General features: G+C 57.4%; 18 protein-coding genes and 2 tRNA genes. 1 reads left to right on the top strand and 19 read right to left on the bottom strand.

Annotated features, from left to right (window positions below; genetic code table 11):
- Positions 1-60 precede the first annotated feature (60 nt).
- From AB4O08_RS16830 to rlmE, 16 genes are all read right to left on the bottom strand, one after another.
- Positions 61-681, bottom strand: coding sequence for a BON domain-containing protein (locus AB4O08_RS16830; RefSeq protein ID WP_010206591.1), 621 nt, complete (start codon positions 679-681; stop codon positions 61-63).
- A 295-nt stretch (positions 682-976) separates the two neighbouring features.
- A complete protein-coding gene (gene pnp, locus AB4O08_RS16825) occupies positions 977-3,082 on the bottom strand; it encodes a polyribonucleotide nucleotidyltransferase (protein WP_010206593.1) in 2,106 nt (701 codons plus the stop codon).
- A gap of 195 nt (positions 3,083-3,277) precedes the next feature.
- Positions 3,278-3,547: a 30S ribosomal protein S15 gene (gene rpsO / locus AB4O08_RS16820; RefSeq protein WP_003177875.1), complete on the bottom strand. Its 270-nt coding sequence runs from the start codon at positions 3,545-3,547 to the stop codon at positions 3,278-3,280.
- A 115-nt stretch (positions 3,548-3,662) separates the two neighbouring features.
- Positions 3,663-4,580, bottom strand: a complete 918-nt coding sequence (gene truB / locus AB4O08_RS16815) for a tRNA pseudouridine(55) synthase TruB (RefSeq protein ID WP_010206595.1) — start codon at positions 4,578-4,580, stop codon at positions 3,663-3,665.
- A gap of 3 nt (positions 4,581-4,583) precedes the next feature.
- A complete protein-coding gene (gene rbfA, locus AB4O08_RS16810) occupies positions 4,584-4,979 on the bottom strand; it encodes a 30S ribosome-binding factor RbfA (RefSeq protein WP_016973761.1) in 396 nt (131 codons plus the stop codon).
- Between the two features lie 159 nt (positions 4,980-5,138).
- On the bottom strand, positions 5,139-7,664 hold the full coding sequence (gene infB, locus AB4O08_RS16805) for a translation initiation factor IF-2 (protein ID WP_010206598.1): 2,526 nt from the start codon (positions 7,662-7,664) through the stop codon (positions 5,139-5,141).
- Between the two features lie 27 nt (positions 7,665-7,691).
- A complete protein-coding gene (gene nusA / locus AB4O08_RS16800; RefSeq protein ID WP_010206599.1) occupies positions 7,692-9,173 on the bottom strand; it encodes a transcription termination factor NusA in 1,482 nt (493 codons plus the stop codon).
- A 47-nt stretch (positions 9,174-9,220) separates the two neighbouring features.
- On the bottom strand, positions 9,221-9,679 hold the full coding sequence (rimP, locus tag AB4O08_RS16795; protein ID WP_003235029.1) for a ribosome maturation factor RimP: 459 nt from the start codon (positions 9,677-9,679) through the stop codon (positions 9,221-9,223).
- A gap of 140 nt (positions 9,680-9,819) precedes the next feature.
- Positions 9,820-9,896 (bottom strand) — tRNA-Met (locus AB4O08_RS16790).
- 96 nt (positions 9,897-9,992) lie between these two features.
- A tRNA-Leu gene (locus tag AB4O08_RS16785) sits at positions 9,993-10,078 on the bottom strand.
- Between the two features lie 22 nt (positions 10,079-10,100).
- A complete protein-coding gene (gene secG / locus AB4O08_RS16780) occupies positions 10,101-10,484 on the bottom strand; it encodes a preprotein translocase subunit SecG (RefSeq protein WP_010206600.1) in 384 nt (127 codons plus the stop codon).
- A gap of 4 nt (positions 10,485-10,488) precedes the next feature.
- Entirely contained in the window at positions 10,489-11,244 is a 756-nt protein-coding gene (gene tpiA, locus AB4O08_RS16775; protein WP_003194193.1) for a triose-phosphate isomerase, read from the bottom strand.
- A 66-nt stretch (positions 11,245-11,310) separates the two neighbouring features.
- The gene (gene glmM / locus AB4O08_RS16770; RefSeq protein WP_460114228.1) at positions 11,311-12,648 is read right to left on the bottom strand and encodes a phosphoglucosamine mutase; all 1,338 of its coding nucleotides are present in this window, start codon (positions 12,646-12,648) and stop codon (positions 11,311-11,313) included.
- Positions 12,649-12,664: 16 nt separating this feature from the next.
- Positions 12,665-13,516, bottom strand: coding sequence for a dihydropteroate synthase (gene folP / locus AB4O08_RS16765; RefSeq protein ID WP_460114227.1), 852 nt, complete (start codon positions 13,514-13,516; stop codon positions 12,665-12,667).
- Between the two features lie 8 nt (positions 13,517-13,524).
- On the bottom strand, positions 13,525-15,435 hold the full coding sequence (gene ftsH, locus AB4O08_RS16760) for an ATP-dependent zinc metalloprotease FtsH (RefSeq protein WP_010206605.1): 1,911 nt from the start codon (positions 15,433-15,435) through the stop codon (positions 13,525-13,527).
- 200 nt (positions 15,436-15,635) lie between these two features.
- Positions 15,636-16,286 (bottom strand): 23S rRNA (uridine(2552)-2'-O)-methyltransferase RlmE, encoded by a 651-nt coding sequence (gene rlmE, locus AB4O08_RS16755; protein WP_010206606.1) that lies wholly within the window; start codon positions 16,284-16,286, stop codon positions 15,636-15,638.
- 106 nt (positions 16,287-16,392) lie between these two features.
- Here rlmE and AB4O08_RS16750 point away from each other — a divergent pair, with 106 nt between their 5' ends.
- Complete coding sequence (locus AB4O08_RS16750; RefSeq protein WP_010206607.1) at positions 16,393-16,701, top strand: YhbY family RNA-binding protein; 309 nt, start codon at positions 16,393-16,395, stop codon at positions 16,699-16,701.
- Positions 16,702-16,710: 9 nt separating this feature from the next.
- Here AB4O08_RS16750 and AB4O08_RS16745 read toward each other — a convergent pair whose 3' ends face one another.
- From AB4O08_RS16745 to carB, 3 genes are read right to left on the bottom strand one after another with little or no spacing between them, the layout of a single operon-like run.
- Positions 16,711-17,115: a hypothetical protein gene (locus AB4O08_RS16745; RefSeq protein ID WP_031291218.1), complete on the bottom strand. Its 405-nt coding sequence runs from the start codon at positions 17,113-17,115 to the stop codon at positions 16,711-16,713.
- A gap of 28 nt (positions 17,116-17,143) precedes the next feature.
- Positions 17,144-17,620 (bottom strand): transcription elongation factor GreA, encoded by a 477-nt coding sequence (greA, locus tag AB4O08_RS16740; RefSeq protein ID WP_010206609.1) that lies wholly within the window; start codon positions 17,618-17,620, stop codon positions 17,144-17,146.
- Complete coding sequence (gene carB / locus AB4O08_RS16735; protein ID WP_010206612.1) at positions 17,617-20,838, bottom strand: carbamoyl-phosphate synthase large subunit; 3,222 nt, start codon at positions 20,836-20,838, stop codon at positions 17,617-17,619. The genes greA and carB overlap by 4 nt, the downstream gene beginning before the upstream one ends.
- Positions 20,839-20,897 lie beyond the last annotated feature (59 nt).

Genomic DNA, 20,897 nt, shown 5'->3' with positions numbered 1-20,897 from the left:
TCAGGTGGATATCTAACTCACCCTAAGCCGCCGCCGTCCAGTCCAGACGAAACGGGTGCGTTACTCTGCTTTCAGGCCATCGGCCGATACAGCTTTAACGCCTTTGATTTTCTTGGTGATGTTCACCGCGGTAGTTTTCTGAGCTTCAGTGACCGGAGCGGTCGAAGACAGGGACACTACGCCTTTGTTGGTTTCGACTTTGATGTCGGTACCAGGAATGCCTTTCTCAGTAACCAGGTCAGCTTTTACTTTGGTGGTGATCCAAGTGTCCGAAGTGGACTCTTTGGCACCCGCAGCTGCGCTTTTGGTTTTGTCGACGTTGTCAGCCTTGGTCGCGCCGCCAGCCAGCAGGCCATCAGCCGATACGGCAGTTACACCTTTGATTTTCTTGGTGATAGCTACGGCAGTCTCTTTTTGCGCGTCCGAGATAGCTACATCCGAAGAGAGGGAAACCACGCCTTTGTTGGTTTCAACCTTAATGTCAGAACCTGGAATGCCTTTTTCGGTCAACAGGTCGGCTTTAACTTTGGTGGTGATCCAAGTGTCAGAAGTAGCTTCCTTGGCCTTGGTAGCTTCACCAGCTGCAAGGGTCATTGGCGCTTGGGAAGTCTGAGCAAAGGCAACGTTAGCACCCATGGCCAGGGTCAGAGCGGTAGCAGTAGCGAGAGCGAACTTCTTCATACGAGTAACTCCTGTTTTATTAAAAATCTGCAGTGCGTAAACCTTGATGCTGCAGCGTTAACAGGGATATTGCAGGCAGTGTGCCAAGTCGTGAACGGCGATTAAATCCTTATAAAACAATGAGTTAAGAAAACAGCTAATTTTCGGAATCGTGCATCTTGCATGAAAGCCCCCGCCTCTGCATGCAAGTTGCGGCTTTTGGATTTTGCTAAGCGGCTGATTTCCCGACATTTTCCCCCAGGCATAAAAAAAGGACTCCGAAGAGTCCTCTTTTTCAGCTGAACGCTTGGGGCGATTAAACGCCCGAAGCCTTGGCTGCTGCTACGTCCTTGATGGACAGCTTGATACGGCCGCGGTTATCCACGTCCAGCACCAGCACTTCCACTTCCTGGCCTTCTTTCAGGATGTCGGTCACTTTCTCAACGCGAGCGTCGCTCAGCATGGAGATGTGAACCAGACCGTCCTTGCCCGGCAGGATGTTGACGAATGCACCGAAGTCGACGATGCGTTCAACCTTACCCACGTAGATCTTGCCGATCTCGGCTTCTGCGGTGATGCCCAGTACGCGCTGACGTGCTGCTTCAGCCGCTTCCTTGGTTTCGCCGAAGATCTTGATCGAGCCATCGTCTTCGATGTCGATCGAAGCCTTGGTCTCTTCGCAGATCGCACGGATAGTCGCGCCGCCTTTACCGATGACATCACGGATTTTGTCGGTGTCGATTTTCATCGCGATCATGGTCGGAGCATTTTCCGACAGCTCGGTACGCGACTGACCAATGATCTGGTTCATCTGGCCGAGGATGTTCAGGCGCGCTTCCAGGGCTTGGCCCAGGGCGATTTCCATGATCTCTTCGGTGATGCCCTTGATCTTGATGTCCATCTGCAGCGCGGTCACACCTTTGGCGGTACCGGCTACTTTGAAGTCCATGTCGCCCAGGTGGTCTTCGTCACCCAGGATGTCGGTCAGGATGGCGAACTTCTCGCCTTCTTTAACCAGGCCCATGGCGATACCGGCAACCGGTGCCTTCATCGGCACACCAGCATCCATCAGCGCCAGGGAAGCACCGCAAACGGACGCCATGGAGCTGGAACCGTTGGATTCGGTGATTTCCGATACCACACGGATGGTGTACGGGAACACGTCAGCGGCAGGCAGCATGGCCGCGATCGAACGACGGGCCAGACGGCCGTGACCGATTTCGCGACGACCAGCGCCCCCCATGCGACCACACTCACCTACCGAGAACGGTGGGAAGTTGTAGTGCAGCATGAACGGGTCTTTTTTCTCGCCTTCCAGGGTGTCCAGCAATTGTGCGTCACGGGCGGTGCCCAGGGTCGCGACGACCAGAGCCTGAGTCTCACCACGGGTGAACAGCGCCGAACCGTGAGTCTTTGGCAGAACGCCAACTTCGATGTTCAGCGGACGTACGGTGCGGGTGTCACGACCGTCGATACGTGGCTTGCCGTTAACGATGTTTTCGCGAACGGTACGGTATTCGATTTCACCGAAAGCCGCTTTAACGTCGCTGGCGGAAGGCTGGCCTTCTTCACCGGACAGCTTGGCAACAACCTGATCCTTCAGCTCGCCCAGACGAGCGTAACGGTCGGCCTTGACGGTGATGGTGTAGGCGTCGGAGATGGCAGCGCCGAACTCGGAGCGGATAGCGCCCAGCAGCTCGGTGGCTTCGGCTTGTGGAGCCCAGGTCCAGGTTGGCTTGGCAGCTTCTGCGGCCAGCTCGGTGACGGCCTTGATAACGGCCTGGAACTCGTCGTGCGCGAACAGTACGGCACCCAGCATCTGGTCTTCGGTCAGCTCTTTGGCTTCCGATTCAACCATCAACACGGCTTCCGAGGTACCGGCGACGACCATGTCCAGGCTCGAAGCTTTCTGTTGCTCGTAAGTCGGGTTCAGCAGGTAGCCGGTGCTTTCGTGGAAAGCAACGCGGGCTGCGCCGATCGGACCATCGAAAGGAATGCCGGAGATCGCCAGGGCAGCCGAAGTACCGATCATCGCAGCGATGTCCGGATCGGTCTTTTTGCTGGTGGAAACGACGGTGCAGACAACCTGCACTTCGTTCATGAAGCCTTCTGGGAACAGCGGACGGATCGGACGGTCGATCAGTCGGGAAGTCAGGGTTTCTTTCTCGGAAGGACGGCCTTCGCGCTTGAAGAAACCGCCAGGGATCTTACCGGCAGCGTAAGTCTTTTCCTGGTAGTGAACGGAAAGAGGGAAGAAGCCTTTGCTCGGGTCAGCGGTCTTGGCGCCAACAACGGTCACCAGAACGGTAACGTCGTCGTCAACGGTAACCAGCACTGCGCCGGAGGCTTGACGGGCGATACGGCCTGTCTCGAGGGTAACGGTCGACTGACCGAACTGGAATTTTTTGATAACCGGGTTCACGGTGTCCTACCTTCTTTGTGGCTCTTGGGGGAACTTGTCTTCTTGCGAAATTCTTGGGCAATGTCGGGAATCGGCCCGAACCTGGTCCAGGGTAAAACGTGTATCCAGATAAAACTTGAGGCTGGGAGCCTACCATGGGCCAGCGGGAATCCCACTGACACACGGCAGACAACCAACCTCTAGCGCAATCGCTTATTAGCGACGCAGACCCAGGCGACCGATCAGAGTCTGATAACGACCCAGATCCTTGCCTTTCAGGTAGTCCAGCAGCTTACGGCGCTGGTTTACCATGCGGATCAGACCACGACGGGAGTGGTGATCTTTACCGTTGGCCTTGAAGTGACCTTGCAGCTTGTTGATGTTGTGGGTCAGCAGTGCAACTTGCACTTCTGGCGAACCAGTGTCACCAACAGCTTGCTGATAGTCAGCAACGATTTGTGCTTTTTCTTGAACGTCGAGAGCCATGAGGCAATCCTTTTTTCAGGAAACCGCCCAAAGGGCAGTTTCAACAGGCCAGGGACAAATCCCTGTATCTAAAAATGAGTGTTGACCGTGCCTGTTAACAGCCACACTCGTTCGGTCATTCTGACCGAATCAGTCGACGTGGCGCTATACGCCCGTCTTCGCTCACTTCACCGATACCGATAAAGCGACCGTTATGATCCTGTACACGCACCATGCCGAACTTCGGGGCATCCGGGGCACGTACCGGCTGGCCGTTGAGCCAGTAGAACGCGCTATGCTCCGAGAAGTGCAACAACGGCCAATCGAGCAAACCGCTGTCCGATGGCATCAGGAAGCGATCAACCGCTTCGTTGCCGCCTTCGGCATGTACCGCTTCCAACTCTTCCAGCGTGACCGTCTGGGCCAGGCTGAAAGGACCGGCCTGGGTGCGTCGCAGTTCTGCAACGTACGCGCCGCAACCGAGCTTTTCACCGATATCTTCCACCAGGGTACGAATATAGGTGCCTTTGCTGCAGTCCACGGCCAACCGGGCGGTGTCGCCTTCACAGGCGAGTAATTCCAAGCGCGCAATAGTAACAGAACGCGGTTCGCGCTCCACTACTTCGCCCGCACGTGCCAGCTTGTAGAGAGGCTGGCCATCACGCTTGAGAGCCGAGTACATCGGCGGTATCTGACTGATTTCCCCACGAAAACCGGGTAAAACAGCTTCAATATCAGCACGACCAACGGTCACGTCGCGAACCTGCAGAACATCACCTTCGGCGTCGGCCGTGGTGGTGGTCTTGCCCAGTTGCATCAGGGTTTCGTAACCCTTGTCGGAATCGAGCAGGTACTGCGAAAACTTGGTGGCCTCGCCAAAGCACAACGGAAGTACGCCGGTGGCCAGGGGATCGAGGCTGCCGGTGTGCCCGGCCTTTTCGGCGTTGAGCAACCAGCGGACCTTCTGCAACGCGGCATTGGAGGTAAAGCCAATAGGCTTGTCGAGCAGAATGATGCCGCTGACGTTGCGACGGATACGTTTGACCTGAGCCACCGCTTACTCCTTGGCGTCTTCAGGTGTGGACGGGTGCTGGCTGTCTTCGGCCACGGCGCGCTCGATCAATGCCGACAGATGCGCACCCCGCACGACGCTTTCGTCGTAATGGAAGTGCAACTGCGGAACACTGCGCAGCTTCATTTCACGGGCCAACTGCATGCGCAGGAAACCTGCAGCGGAGTTGAGCACCTTGATGCTTTGTGCGATTTCTTCGCTGCTGTCCTGCCCCATCACGGTGATGAAGATCTTGGCGTGACCCACATCACGGCTCACTTCTACGGCGGTGATGGTGACCAGGCCAACGCGCGGGTCTTTGACTTCGCGACGGATCAGTTGGGCCAGCTCGCGCTGCATCTGATCGCCGATTCGCTGGGTACGGCTGTATTCTTTTGCCATGTCTTGTTACCTGTTACTGCCACACGGTGAAACCCGTGGGGTCTGAAAGCGGCAAACGCCCGGCCTGACAAAAGCCAGACCGGGCGTTGCGTTTAGAGTCCGTACGCTGCGCGAGGCATTTGCATGCCCACACGCGGCGTGGCTCCGGAAGTGCGCGAGTTAGAGGCTGCGAGCAACCTGAACCTTCTCGAAGACTTCGATCTTGTCGCCAACCTTGACGTCGTTGTAGCTCTTGACGCCGATACCGCATTCCATGCCGGCACGTACTTCGGAAGCGTCATCCTTGAAGCGGCGCAGGGATTCCAGCTCGCCTTCGAAAATAACGATGTCTTCACGCAGTACACGGATTGGACGGTTACGGTGCACAACACCTTCAACCACCATGCAACCGGCGATCGCGCCGAACTTCGGCGAGCGGAACACGTCACGGACTTCGGCAATACCCAGGATGTTCTCCCGGACGTCGCTGCCAAGCATGCCGGTGAGGGCTTTCTTGACGTCTTCGATGATGTCGTAGATGACGTTGTAGTAACGCATGTCCAGGCCTTCCTGCTCGACAATCTTGCGAGCGCCAGCATCGGCACGCACATTGAAGCCGAACAGTACAGCGTTGGAAGCCAGTGCCAGGTTGGCGTCGGATTCGGTGATACCACCCACACCGCCACCGACAACGCGCACTTGCACTTCGTCGTTACCCAGGCCGTTCAAGGCGCCGTTCAACGCTTCGAGGGAACCACGTACGTCAGATTTGAGGACGATGTTAAGCGTCTTCTTCTCTTCCTGGCCCATGTTCTCGAAGATGTTTTCCAGCTTGCCGGCGTGAGCACGGGCCAGTTTGACTTCGCGGAACTTGCCTTGACGGAACAGAGCCACTTCACGGGCTTTCTTCTCGTCGGCCACTACGCTCATCTCGTCGCCAGCGTCCGGGGTACCGTCCAGGCCGAGGATCTCGACCGGAATGGCTGGACCTGCTTCCTTGATTGGCTTGCCGTTCTCGTCGAGCATGGCACGTACACGGCCGTAGTTCGAACCGACGAGCACCATGTCGCCTTGGCGCAGGGTACCGTCTTGAACCAGCACGGTCGCAACCGGGCCACGGCCCTTGTCGAGACGGGACTCAACCACAACGCCACGGCCAGGAGCCGATGGAGTAGCGGTCAGTTCCAGAACCTCGGCTTGCAACAGAACGGCTTCGAGCAGTTCGTCAACGCCGGTACCCATCTTCGCGGAGACCGGTACGAATGGAGTGTCACCACCCCACTCTTCGGAAGTCACGCCGTGAACCGACAGTTCGCTACGGATGCGATCAAGATCGGCGCCCGGCTTGTCGATTTTGTTCACCGCAACAACCAGCGGAACGCCAGCTGCCTTGGCATGCTGAACGGCTTCGATGGTTTGTGGCATCACGCCGTCATCGGCTGCAACCACCAGGATCACGATATCGGTTGCCTTGGCACCACGGGCACGCATCGCGGTAAACGCGGCGTGACCAGGGGTGTCGAGGAACGTCACCATGCCACGGTCAGTTTCAACGTGGTACGCACCGATGTGCTGGGTGATACCGCCGGCTTCGCCCGCAGCTACCTTGGCACGACGGATGTAGTCGAGCAGGGAAGTCTTACCGTGGTCAACGTGGCCCATTACGGTCACAACCGGTGCACGGGAAACGGCTTCACCTTCAAACTTCAGGGACTCGGCCAGGGAATCTTCCAGGGCGGTGTCGCTGACCAGGGTCACTTTGTGGCCCAGCTCTTCAGCAACCAACTGGGCAGTTTCCTGATCCAGTACCTGGTTGATGGTGGCTGGCGTACCCAGCTTGAACATGAACTTGATGATTTCAGCTGCCTTGACCGACATCTGTTGGGCGAGATCGCCAACAGTGATGGTCTCGCCGATCTTCACTTCACGCACGACAGGGCCGGTTGGGCTCTGGAAACCGTGGGCGTTGCGTTTTTTCAGCTTGGCCTTGCCGCGACCACCACGACGGAAGCCATCGCTTTCTTCGTCGGTAGTACGTGGAGCAACGCGTGGAGCAGGCGCTTTCTCTTTGACCGAGGCACGATGTGGAGCGTTTTTACGCTCGCCATCGCCGCCACCACCACGACGATTGTTATCGTCGGCACGTGGTTTGTCCGGACGACGAGGTTCGTCGCGCTTGCGAGCGTCTGCTGCAGGAGCAGGTGCGGCGGCAACCGGAGCGGCCTCACGCACAGCTTCAACAGGCGCAGCAGGTGCGGCGACCGCTTCAGTACCAGCAGGTTGCGCAGCAGCAGGCTGGCGACGCGCTTCTTCTTCGGCGCGACGCTTGGCTTCTTCTTCAGCCTTCTGACGAGCAGCATTTTCTACTGCGCGACGTTCTTCCAGTTCGCGTTTGCGCTCGGCTTCGATTTCTTCCGGGCTGCGCTGTACGAAGACTTTCTTCTTGCGTACTTCAACGCTGATGCTCTTGCTACCAGCAACACGCAGGGTGCTGGTGGTTTTGCGCTGCAATGTAATCTTGCGCGGTTCTTCCACTTTCGCCTTGTGGCTGCTCTTCAAGTGAGTCAGCAAAGACTGCTTCTCACTGTCGCTCACACCTTCGTCGGCGGCGGTGTGCGGCAGACCTGCCTCACGCATCTGCTGCAACAGGCGCTCTACCGGTGTTTTGACCTCATCGGCCAGTTGTTTCACCGTGACTTGCGTCATGCACTTCTCTCCTCAGGCCGCGCCTAGTTACTCGAACCAATGGGCTCGGGCGGCCATGATCAACTTGCCGGCACGATCATCGTCAATGCCGTCGATGTCGAGCAGATCGTCAATAGACTGCTCGGCCAGGTCTTCGCGGGTAATTACGCCGCGCACCGCCAGTTCCATCGCCAAATCCTTGTCCATACCCTCAAGCGAGAGCAGGTCTTCGGCCGGATGGGCGTCTGCCAGCTTTTCCTCAGTAGCGATGGCTTTAGTCAACAAACGATCCTTGGCCCGAGCGCGAAGCTCGTTGACGGTGTCTTCGTCAAAGCCGTCGATGTTGAGCATTTCTTCCAACGGTACGTAGGCAATCTCTTCCAGGCTGGTGAAGCCTTCATCTACCAGCACCTGCGCCAGGTCTTCATCGACTTCCAGCTCTTCGATAAAGTTGCGCAGGATGTCACCGGTTTCAGCTTGCTGCTTAGCCTGGATGTCCGATTCGGTCATCACGTTCAGGGTCCAACCGGTCAGTTGGCTGGCCAGACGCACGTTCTGACCACCACGACCAATGGCCTGAGCCAGATTGTCTGCGCCAACGGCGATGTCCATTGCATGGGCATCCTCGTCAACGATAATTGCCGCCACTTCAGCCGGCGACATGGCGTTGATCACGAACTGCGCCGGGTTATCGTCCCACAGGACGATGTCCACACGCTCACCGCCCAACTCGCCCGACACTGCCTGGACGCGCGAACCGCGCATACCAATGCAAGCACCTTGCGGGTCGATGCGTTTGTCCTTGGAACGGACCGCGATCTTGGCGCGCGAACCCGGGTCGCGGGACGCAGCCATGACTTCGATCAGGCCTTCGGCGATTTCCGGCACTTCGATACGGAACAGCTCGATCAGCATTTCCGGCGCGGTACGCGACAGGATCAACTGAGGGCCGCGGTTCTCGGTGCGGATTTCCTTGAGCAGCGCACGCAGGCGCACGCCGACACGGAAGGTTTCGCGAGAAATGATGTCTTCGCGGGCCAGCAACGCTTCGGCGTTGTTGCCCAGGTCGACGATCACGTTGTCGCGGGTGACTTTTTTCACGGTGCCGGAGATGATTTCACCCAGGCGCTCGCGATAAGCGTCAACGACTTGAGCGCGCTCGGCTTCGCGAACCTTCTGCACAATGACCTGCTTGGCGGTCTGTGCAGCAATACGGCCGAATTCGATCGATTCGATCTTTTCTTCGACGACATCACCGACCTTGGCGCCAGGATGCGTTTGCGCAACCTTGCTTGGCCAGGTTTCGATCGCCGGATCATCAAGATCGGCTTCTTCGACGACCGTCCAGCGACGGAAAGTCTCATAGGCACCGGTGTGGCGGTTGATTTCCACACGCAGATCAACTTCGTCTTCAAAACGCTTTTTGGTAGCAGTGGCCAGGGCCAGCTCCAACGCTTCAAAAATCACGTTTGCCGGTACGCCCTTTTCATTGGATACCGACTCAACAACCAGCAGTACTTCTTTGCTCATCGTACGCCTCGCCTTTCGCAAGCCATTGGATCCGCGGGATCCGCGTCTCAGTCAAAACTGGGAATAATGTTGGCCTTGTCGATCATATCGATCGGCAACAGGAATTCATGGTCTTCTACCTGCACCACGACATCCTGTTCTTCTACACCGCGCAGAAGGCCCTGAAAGTTGCGTCGCCCTTCAAAGGGAGAACGCAGCTTGATCTTCACTTGTTCACCGGCAAATTTTGCAAACTGATCAATAGTGAACAGTGGGCGTTCCATGCCTGGCGAGGAAACTTCGAGGGTGTATTCAACGGAGATTGGATCTTCAACATCCAGGACACCGCTGATCTGACGGCTGACAATGGCACAATCGTCCACCAGCACGCCGCCCTCTTTATCGATATAAACGCGCAACATTGAGTGGCGACCTTGAGCCGAAAACTCAATACCCCAGCATTCATAGCCTAGGGCCACGACCACCGGGGCCAACAAGGCCTGCAACTCTTCTAGCTTGCTCGACACCTGAACCCCCTCGTGCATGTATGTGCATGCTGTGCAAAATAAAAAAATGGGCGAAACGCCCATCCTTGAAACGCCGTCGAACAGCGGCGTTGAAAGTGTCCAGCTAACAAAAAGCCCCTTAAAAGGGGCTCCGCTAAAACTGGTTGCGGGGGCCGGATTTGAACCGACGACCTTCGGGTTATGAGCCCGACGAGCTACCAGACTGCTCCACCCCGCGACAAAGCTGGGGCGGAAGTATACGACCGATCCCTTACAGGGTCAATGTAACCTTCCACCTACAAGAAAGCCCGCAACAGCGGGCTCTCCTGATAATTGGTACCGAGAAGGGGACTCGAACCCCTACACCCTATGGGCACAACCACCTCAAGGTTGCGTGTCTACCAATTCCACCACCTCGGCAATACAGCGCTTACAACCCTTCTTACTTCTGCTCTTGAGCTGGAGGTACGTCAGTCGCTGGAGTAGCCGACTTTTGCTCTTGAAGCACCGGGACATCATCAGAAGCCGGTTTTGCTTTTGGTACTTCCAACACTGCTGGGTTTGGGAGACCTACTTGAGTCAGCACATGAGCTTTCTCTTTAGCAAAGTAACCTAACCCCAAGCTGGTTATGAAGAAACCGGCGGCAAGTATAGCAGTAAACTTACTAAGAAAGGTAGAGGAACCTTGGCTTCCGAACACAGTATTTGAAGCACCTGCACCGAAAGACGCACCAGCATCCGCACCTTTACCCTGTTGCAACAAAACCAGGGCAACTACGCCCAGGGCAGCCAACAGATGAAAAACGACTACGACTGTTTCCAGCATTTTCTCAGTTTCCCGCGGCGCGACAGATCGCACCGAACTCATCTGCATTCAGGGAAGCTCCACCAATGAGCCCCCCATCGATATCCGGCATGCCGAACAGTTCGACCGCATTGGCCGCCTTCACGCTGCCGCCGTATAGAAGACGCACACCTTGTGCGACTTCAGAATTCTCTGCCGCCAACTGCGCGCGGATGGCTGCGTGCACATCCTGCGCCTGTTGCGGTGTAGCAGTCAGCCCGGTGCCAATGGCCCAGACCGGCTCGTAAGCAATCACTGCCTTTGCAAACGCACCAACACCCAGCTCTTCGATGATGCTGCCCAGCTGACGCGAGACAACTTCAAGAGTCTTGCCCGATTCGCGCTGCTCCAGGGTCTCCCCTATGCACAACACCGGAATCAAGCCACAAGCCTGTGCCGCTGCGAACTTGCGATTGAGTGTCCCATCACGCTCGCCCATCATCTGACGGCGCTCGGAGTGCCCGACAAGCACATAGGAACAACCCGCATCGACCAACTGACTCGGTGAAATCTCACCCGTCAACGCACCTTGCATCGGCTCCACCGCAGAGTTCTGCGCGCCGACCTGGATCGACTTGCCTTTCAAGCCATCAACCACTTGGTTGATATGCAAGCAAGGTGGGAACACCGCGACATCAACACCGCTCGGCAAGGCCAAGTGACGAAGGCCATTGATCAGCTCAGCGACACTGGCGCGGGTACCGTGCATCTTCCAGTTACCAGCTACCATAGTGCGACGCATGCTGTACCTCGTCGGTCAAAGTGGGCGCAGATGTTACCCAACCACATCACCACTGGCAAGCCGAATTCAGGCGCAAACTTCAGTTACCAGTTTTGCCAGGTCTTCAGCGTGTGCGCGAACCTGTGTTTCATCGTCACCTTCGACCATGACACGCACCAGAGGCTCTGTGCCGGACTTGCGCAACAACACCCGGCCACGCCCAGCCATAGCAAGGGTCACGCGCTCGCACGCCTCTTTGACAGCAGGGTGCTCGATCGGGTTTTCACCGCCGGAGAAGCGCACGTTGAGCAGAACTTGAGGACACTTACGCAACGCCTGACGCGATTGGGCCAAGCTTTCCCCGCGAGCCCGCAGAGCCATCAATACCTGCAGCGCTGCAATGATCGCATCGCCGGTAGTCGTGTGCTGGAAGCAAACCACATGCCCGGAGTTCTCACCACCGATCAGCCAGTTGCGCTCCAGCAGCTCAGCGATGACGTAACGGTCACCTACATTTGCGCGAACAAAAGGAATGCCCAGATCCGAAAGGGCCAGCTCCAACCCCAGGTTGCTCATCAAGGTCCCGACAACACCACCTTGCAGCCTGTCACGCTCATGCAAGTCACGAGCGATGATGAACAGCAGCTCATCACCATCAACGATTGCGCCGGTATGATCGACCATAAGCACCCGATCGCCATCGCCATCGAAAGCAATACCCAGATCAGCATGCTCAGCCAAGACAGCGGCCTGCAATTGCTCCATATGGGTTGAGCCGCATTTTTCGTTGATGTTCAAGCCATCAGGTTGAGCCGACAAAACAGTTACCTGCGCACCCAGCTCCTTGAACACGCTTGGCGCCACCTTATAGGTCGCCCCATGAGCGCAGTCGACAACAAGCTTCAGGCCGGCAAAACTGGTGCTGCTCGGCACACTGCTTTTGCAGAACTCGATATATCGGCCTGAGGCGTCATTGATACGCGACACCTTGCCCAGCTTGCTGGACTCAACCACCGTCATCGGTGCATCCAGCAACTCTTCGATCATCAACTCGATCTCGTCCGGCAGCTTGGTGCCCTGGCCCGAGAAAAATTTGATGCCGTTGTCATCATGCGGGTTGTGCGAGGCACTGATCACAATACCGGCCTCAGCGTGGAAGGTACGCGTCAGATAAGCGATCGCCGGCGTCGGCATTGGGCCCAGCAACAGGACATCAGCACCTGCAGCGGATAGACCCGCCTCGAGCGCAGACTCAAACATGTAGCCCGAGATGCGAGTGTCCTTACCCACCAGGATGCGGCACGCGCCCATGCTGCGGAACGCCATACCAGCTGCCCAACCCAGCTTAAGCATGAAATCAGGAGTGATCGGAAATTCGCCGACCCGACCACGGATGCCGTCGGTACCAAAGTATTTTTTAGTCATAAGTGCTCCATCATTCTTATTCGGCTGATTCTACCGCGGCAATCATACGCACTACATCCACCGTCTCGGCAACATCATGCACACGTAATATTCGCGCGCCCTTGGTCACTGCAAGCGCCGCCAGCGCAAGACCACCGTACAAGCGCTCCCCCACCGGTCGATTCAGGGCCAGGCCAATCATGCTCTTGCGTGAAACGCCGACCAACAGAGGGCGACCCAAGGCATGCAGGGATTCCATATGCTTGAACAGGCTTAGATTATGCTGCAGGGTCTTGGCGAAGCCGAAACCGGGATCAAGGATGATCTTTTCTGCGGCAATTCCCGCGACAGCGCATTGAGCGACTCGCTCAGCAAGAAAACCACTCACTTCACCAACAAGATCGTCGTAGTGAGGGTTGTCCTGCATATTGCCGGGCTCTCCCAGCATATGCATCAAGCACACCGGCAACCCGGTTGCCGCAGCGGCATCAAGGGCCCCGTCACGCTGAAGGGAGCGCACATCGTTGATCAACCCCGCCCCAAGGCGCGCAGTTTCGCGCATCACGGCCGGCGTCGACGTATCAACCGAGATGATCACATCCAGTTCACGCGCAATACGCTCGACAATCGGCGCGACCCTCTCCAGCTCTTCCAAGGGAGATACCACGCGAGCGCCAGGACGGGTCGATTCGCCCCCGACATCAATCAGGGTCGCCCCTGCCGCAACCATTGCTTCAGCATGACGCAATGCAGCATCGAGCTTGCTGAATCGGCCGCCATCGGAAAAGGAGTCGGGAGTTACATTAAGAATGCCCATGACATGCGTATGGGCCAAATCAAGAACCCGGTTGCCGCAAGGCAACCGGGTGGAGGACAACACAGAAGTCATTTCAAACCTTAGACGTCAGCTGCGGGGCCGCCGATCGGAGTTTCAGGGCGTTCATTCTGAACCACTGGCGGCGTGCCAGAGGTGCCTGAACCGCCTTCCCAATCGCGAGGCTCACGAGGTACGCGACCGGCCATGATGTCGTCAATCTGGTCGGCATCAATGGTCTCGTACTTCATCAGCGCATCCGCCATGGCATCCAGCTTGTCGCGGTTATCCGTGAGGATCTGCTTGGCCGTGCCGTAGCACTGGTCAATGATGCTGCGCACTTCGGAGTCGATCAGCTTGGCCGTCTCACCGGAGAAGCTAGCGTTTTGACCACCACCGCCGCGCCCCAGGAATACCTCACCTTCTTCTTCGGCATACATCAACGGGCCGAGTTTCTCCGACAAGCCCCACTTGGTCACCATGTTCCGTGCAATCTGGCTGGCACGCATGATGTCGTTGGAAGCACCGGTAGTGACACCGTCGAAGCCCAAGGTCATTTCTTCAGCAATCCGACCGCCGTACAACGAGCAGATCTGACTGATCAGGGCACGCTTGGAGAGGCTGTAACGATCCTCTTCCGGTAGGAACATCGTGACGCCCAGCGCCCGACCACGAGGAATGATCGACACCTTGTAGACCGGGTCGTGCTCGGGCACAACGCGACCGACAATGGCGTGACCGGCTTCGTGATAAGCGGTGTTCTGCTTCTCTTTCTCGGACATGACCATGGATTTGCGCTCGGCGCCCATCATGATCTTGTCTTTCGCCAGTTCGAACTCTTTCATTTCAACGATGCGCTTGCCGGTACGGGCCGCAAACAGCGAAGCCTCGTTGACCAGGTTGGCCAGGTCGGCACCGGAGAACCCAGGCGTACCACGCGCAATCACGGCCGGAGCCACATCGTCGCCCATTGGTACTTTGCGCATGTGTACTTTCAGGATCTGTTCGCGGCCACGGATATCCGGCAAGCCAACTACAACCTGACGGTCGAAACGGCCCGGACGCAGCAACGCAGGGTCCAGTACATCCGGACGGTTGGTTGCAGCGATAACGATGATGCCATCGTTCATTTCAAAGCCGTCCATCTCAACCAGCAACTGGTTAAGGGTCTGCTCACGCTCGTCATGACCGCCGCCCATGCCGGCACCACGATGGCGACCAACGGCGTCGATTTCATCGATAAAGATGATGCAGGGCGCGTGTTTCTTGGCCTGTTCGAACATATCGCGAACACGGCTGGCACCGACACCGACGAACATCTCAACGAAGTCAGAACCGGAAATGGTGAAGAAAGGCACCTTGGCTTCACCGGCAATCGCCTTGGCCAGCAAGGTTTTACCGGTACCCGGAGGACCGACCATCAGTACGCCGCGAGGAATGCGACCGCCCAGGCGCTGGAACTTGCCCGGATCACGCAGGAACTCGACCAGCTCGCCCACTTCTTCCTTCGCTTCGTCGCAACCGGCGACGTCAGCCAGGGTCGTTTTCACCTGATCTTCGGAAAGCAGGCGCGCCTTGCTCTTGCCGAAGCTCATCGGCCCACCCTTGCCTCCCGCACCGCCTTGCATCTGGCGCATGAAGAACATGAACACGGCGATGATCACCAGGATCGGGAAGCTGGCTACCAGCAACTGGGTCCAGATGCTCTGCTGCTCAGGCTGCTTGCCTTCGACAACCACGTGGTTATCGACCAGGTCGCCGATAAGACCGTTGTCCTGGATGGCCGGACGAATGGTCTTGAAGCTATCGCCATCATTGCGTTTGCCGGTGATCACATAGCCATCAACCGCTACGCGCTCGACCTTGCCATCCTTAACTTGCTGGATGAAGTCGGAATAGTTGAGGGTCTGCGGCTCGTTAGGGCTGGAGAAGTTGTTCATCACCGTCACCAGGACAGCCGCGATGATCAACCACAGGATCAGATTCTTTGCCATATCGTTCAATTAACTACCCTCTGAAGCAAGCTCCGCTACTGGCGCGCGCTTCGCATGATATTCACCGGCCTAACTTACTACATTACCTACAACTCTGGCAGGCGCCGTCTGTAACCCTTTGTGAAACTTTGACTACACAATATTCGTAAAGCTTCGTGACGAAAGCGATATAAAAAAACCTATCGACTCCCTTCAAACCTTCAAAGACGCTCATCACTGGCGGCGCCTTCAATGCCGCGGAACCCCCGCGCCAACAAATACTGCTCGCGAGACCGGTCCCGAGAAGAGTCCGGTTTGCGCATCTGCACCTTGTCGAACAGCTTGCGAATGTTCTTGTGGTACTCGTCGAAGCCTTCACCCTGGAAGACCTTGACCAGGAAATCACCCCCCGGACGCAATACCCGACCCGCCAGATCCAGTGCCAACTCGCACAGGAACATGGCTCGCGGCATATCAACAGCCGGTAATCCACTCATATTGGGGGCCATGTCGGAAATCACAAGGTCCACTTGCGAATTTCCTACAGCTTCCAGGATCTCGGCCAGGACCGCGTCCTGGGTAAAGTCGCCGTGCACGAAGGTCACGTCCGGGATGCTGTCCATCTCCAGGATATCGGAAGCAATCAAGCGGCCTTGCCCACCAATCAGACGACTGGCCACCTGGGACCAGCCCCCCGGGGCGGCGCCCAGGTCGATAACGCTCATGCCGGGGCGGAACAATTTGTCCTTGTCCTGGAGCTCCAGCAGCTTATAGCTGGCCCGGGAACGGTAGCCGTCCTTTTGCGCCTTTTTGACGTAAGGATCGTTGAAATGTTCTTGTAGCCACTTAAGGCTGGTTTTGGAACGGGCCACGGGCCACCTCGAAAAATAAAACGGGTCGTGATTAACTGGGCGGTCCCGGACTCGCTCGGGTAAACTGGCCGCCGCTTTTTACAAGATCAGACGCAGGGGTCAGATTATGCCGCTCACTCAAGAGCAGAAGAAACAGTACAAATCCATTGGCCACCATCTGAAACCAGTTCTGATTGTGGCAGATAACGGTTTGACTGAAGGTGTGTTAGCCGAATTCGAACGTGCGCTGAACGATCATGAACTGATCAAGATCAAGGTCAACATCCTTGACCGCGAAGCGCGCCTGGCTGCCATTGCGGAACTGTGCAAGGTAGGCAAAGCTGACCTGGTCCAGGTCATCGGCAAGATGGCGCTGCTGTATCGCAAGAACTTCAGCGTCAACAAGCAACTATCGAACGTACACCGCTTCAAGTAATAAAAAGGGTCACGGGCGTGCTTCGCGCGCCCCGCCACTCCATCCCGGTGCAGGCTGTAAAACCAGGACCAGGCCGGAAAACCCTAGCACAAGATAGCTGAATAGCTGCCAGCGCAACGCTTCCGGCAGCCAGACATGCACAATGCAATACATTGCACACGCATACAGCGCCATCAACAGCAGTTGCCCGCGAATATCCCGCCACAAACTCCCCAAGCCCTCGGTCTTGACCAGCACCAATACCTGGAGCGTCACGCACGCCGCCGCAAAACCCACCAGCAACGCACTGAGCAATCCATCGATCTCATCAATCAGCAACGGCGCCAGGCCAATCAAGCCCAGCGCAGGCAATACGCCGATGTGCAACAACCACAGGCCACCCACCCAAAGCATCTGAGAGAGCTGCCAAAGCATGGCGCCCGCACGAAGCGGGCGCCGCCTTTCAGACGTGACGAACTTCAACAATCTCGTACTCGGTCACGCCGCCAGGCGTTTTAACAGACACCACATCGCCCTCTTCCTTGGCAATCAAGGCGCGGGCGAGCGGAGAACCGACAGAGATTTTGCCGAGTTTGAAGTCAGCTTCATCTTCGCCAACGATGTGGTAGACCACGCTTTCGTCAGTCTCAACATTAGCGATTTCCACGGTAGTGCCGAAAATCACCTTGCCGGTCTTTGGAATGGTCGTCACGTCGATGACCACCGAGTTCTGCAGGCGGCCTTCGATATCACGGATCCGCGCCTCGACCATACCTTGCTGCTCACGAGCAGCGTGGTATTCAGCGTTTTCCTTCAAGTCACCCAGCTCACGGGCCGTACCGATGTCCTGGCTCAGCTTTGGACGTACGACCTTGGTCAGATGGGCGTGCTCCTCTTCCAGGGCCTTGAAGCCCTGGACAGTCATTGGGTATTTGGTCATGCCTTCAATCCTGCGTGTAGATCCTGCAAGCGACGCACGGTCTTTTCCGGACCGAATTTGAGCGCTTCGCAGATGGCTTCGCCAGCAGCAATGGTAGTGGTGCAGTAAATCTTGTGCTGCAAGGCGTTACGACGAATGGAGTAGGAATCCGCGATCGACTGGCGACCTTCGGTGGTGTTGATGATCAGGGTGACTTCGTCATTCTTGATCATGTCGACCACGTGTGGACGGCCTTCCGTCACCTTGTTCACGCGACGCACTTTCAGGCCGGCAGCTTCGATCAGCTTGGCGGTCCCGGCAGTGGCCACGACTTCGAAGCCCAAGTTGATCAGATCACGGGCCACGCCTGCAACCAGCGGTTTGTCATCATCACGCACGCTGATGAACGCAGTACCGCCGGTCGGCAACACTTCGCTGGCGCCCATCTGGGCCTTGGCGAAGGCTTCACCGAAGGTATCGCCAACGCCCATCACTTCACCGGTGGACTTCATCTCTGGGCCCAGGATCGGGTCCACGCCAGGGAATTTGGCGAATGGGAACACCGCCTCTTTCACGCTGTAGAAGTTAGGAATGATTTCCTTGGTGAAGCCGATTTCCTTCAGGGTCTTACCGGCCATCACGCGAGCAGCGATCATGGCCAGGGACACACCGATGCACTTGGAAACAAATGGCACGGTGCGCGAAGCGCGCGGGTTGACTTCAATGACGTAGATGTCTTCGCCTTGCAGCGCCAACTGTACGTTCATCAGGCCGACCACGCCCAGCTCCAGGGCCATTTTCTTGACCTGTTCGCGCATCTCGTCCTGGATGTGCGCCGGCAGCGAGTACGGCGGCAGGGAGCATGCGGAGTCACCCGAGTGAACACCCGCCTGCTCGATGTGCTGCATGATCGCGCCGATCACCACGTCGGTGCCGTCGCAAACAGCGTCCACGTCCATCTCGATTGCGCAGTTGAGGAAGTGGTCAAGCAGCACCGGGCTGTCATTGGACACTTTCACCGCATCGCGCAGGTAACGCTTGAGTTCTTCTTCTTCGTAGACGATTTCCATCGCACGGCCGCCCAGTACGTAGGACGGACGCACCACCAGTGGATAGCCAATCTTGCTGGCGGCACGGATGGCCTCGTCTTCGCTGCGCACGGTGGCGTTTGGCGGCTGACGCAGGTTCAGGCGCTCTACCATTTGCTGGAAACGCTCGCGGTCTTCGGCACGGTCGATGGCGTCAGGGCTGGTACCGATGATCGGCACGCCAGCGGCTTCCAGGGCGCGCGCCAGTTTCAGCGGAGTTTGACCGCCGTACTGCACGATCACGCCTTTGGGCTTCTCGACGCGCACGATTTCCAGCACGTCTTCCAGGGTCACTGGTTCGAAGTACAGGCGATCGGAGGTGTCGTAGTCGGTGGAAACGGTTTCCGGGTTGCAGTTGACCATGATGGTCTCGTAGCCATCTTCGCGCAGAGCGAGGGCGGCGTGGACGCAGCAGTAGTCGAACTCGATACCCTGGCCGATACGGTTTGGACCGCCACCCAGGATCATGATCTTGTCGCGACCCGACGGCGCGGCTTCGCACTCTTCCTCATAGGTGGAGTACAGGTAGGCGGTGTCGGTGGAGAACTCGGCCGCGCAGGTGTCAACGCGCTTGTAGACCGGGAAGATTTCCAGCTTGTGGCGATGCGTACGCAGGTTCTTCTCGGTCACACCCAGCAGCTTGGCTAGACGCTGATCGGAGAAGCCCTTGCGCTTGAGGCGGAACATCATGTCGCGGTCGATGCTGGCCAGACCCAGGGTCTTGACCTTCTCTTCTTCCTTGATCAGGTCTTCGATCTGTACCAGGAACCACGGGTCGATCATGTTCATGCCGAAGATGTCTTCGACGGTCATGCCGGCGCGGAAGGCGTCAGCCACGTACCAGATACGCTCGGCGCCCGGCACGGTCAGCTCGCGCTTGAGCACGCTCATGCTTTCCGGGTTGCTCAGGTCGAGCTTCTCGTCCAGACCGCAAACGCCCACTTCCAGGCCGCGCAGGGCTTTCTGCAGGGACTCTTGGAAGGTACGGCCGATGGCCATCACTTCACCCACCGACTTCATCTGGGTGGTCAGGCGTGCGTCAGCCTTGGCGAATTTCTCGAAGGCAAAACGTGGCAGCTTGGTCACGACGTAGTCGATGGACGGCTCGAAGGACGCCGGGGTCTTGCCGCCGGTGATGTCGTTCGACAATTCGTCCAGGGTGTAACCCACTGCCAGCTTGGCCGCGACCTTGGCGATCGGGAAGCCGGTGGCTTTCGAAGCCAGGGCCGACGAACGGGAAACGCGTGGGTTCATTTCGATCACGACCATGCGGCCGGTGTTCGGGCAGATGCCGAACTGAACGTTGGAACCGCCGGTTTCCACGCCAATCTCGCGCAGTACCGCCAGGGAGGCGTTACGCAGGATCTGGTATTCCTTGTCGGTCAGGGTCTGTGCAGGAGCAACAGTGATCGAGTCACCGGTGTGCACACCCATCGGGTCAAAGTTTTCGATGGAGCAGACGATGATGCAGTTGTCCTTCTTATCGCGGACAACCTCCATCTCATATTCTTTCCAGCCGATCAGGGATTCGTCGATCAGCAGCTCTTTGGTCGGCGACAGGTCCAGGCCACGGGCGCAGATTTCTTCGAACTCTTCACGGTTGTAAGCGATACCGCCACCGGTGCCGCCCATGGTGAAGGACGGACGGATGATGCACGGGAAGCCCAGGGTCTCAAGGACCGCGTTGGCTTCTTCCATGCTGTGGGCGATACCGGAACGCGGGCAGGCCAGGCCGATGGACTTCATGGCCTTGTCGAAACGCGAACGGTCTTCAGCCTTGTCGATGGTGTCGGCATTGGCGCCGATCATCTCTACGCCGAATTTTTCCAGGACGCCTTCGCGCTCCAGGTCCAGGGCGCAGTTCAGTGCAGTCTGGCCGCCCATGGTTGGCAGCAGCGCATCTGGACGCTCTTTCTCGATGATCTTGGCAACGGTCTGCCACTTGATCGGCTCGATGTAAGTGGCGTCGGCCATGGCCGGGTCGGTCATGATGGTGGCCGGGTTGGAGTTCACCAGAATGACGCGGTAGCCCTCTTCGCGCAGGGCTTTACAGGCCTGGGCGCCGGAGTAGTCGAATTCGCAGGCCTGGCCGATCACGATCGGGCCAGCGCCGAGAATCAGGATGCTTTTTATGTCTGTACGTTTTGGCATGGGTTTGTCACTCAAATCCGCAGGTCAGTCGGCAAGCCGTCTTGAACAATCTTTGATGA

The sequence above is a fragment of the Pseudomonas sp. H3_E07 genome, assembly GCF_054668895.1.
This window is presented reverse-complemented; position numbering and strand designations above follow the sequence as displayed.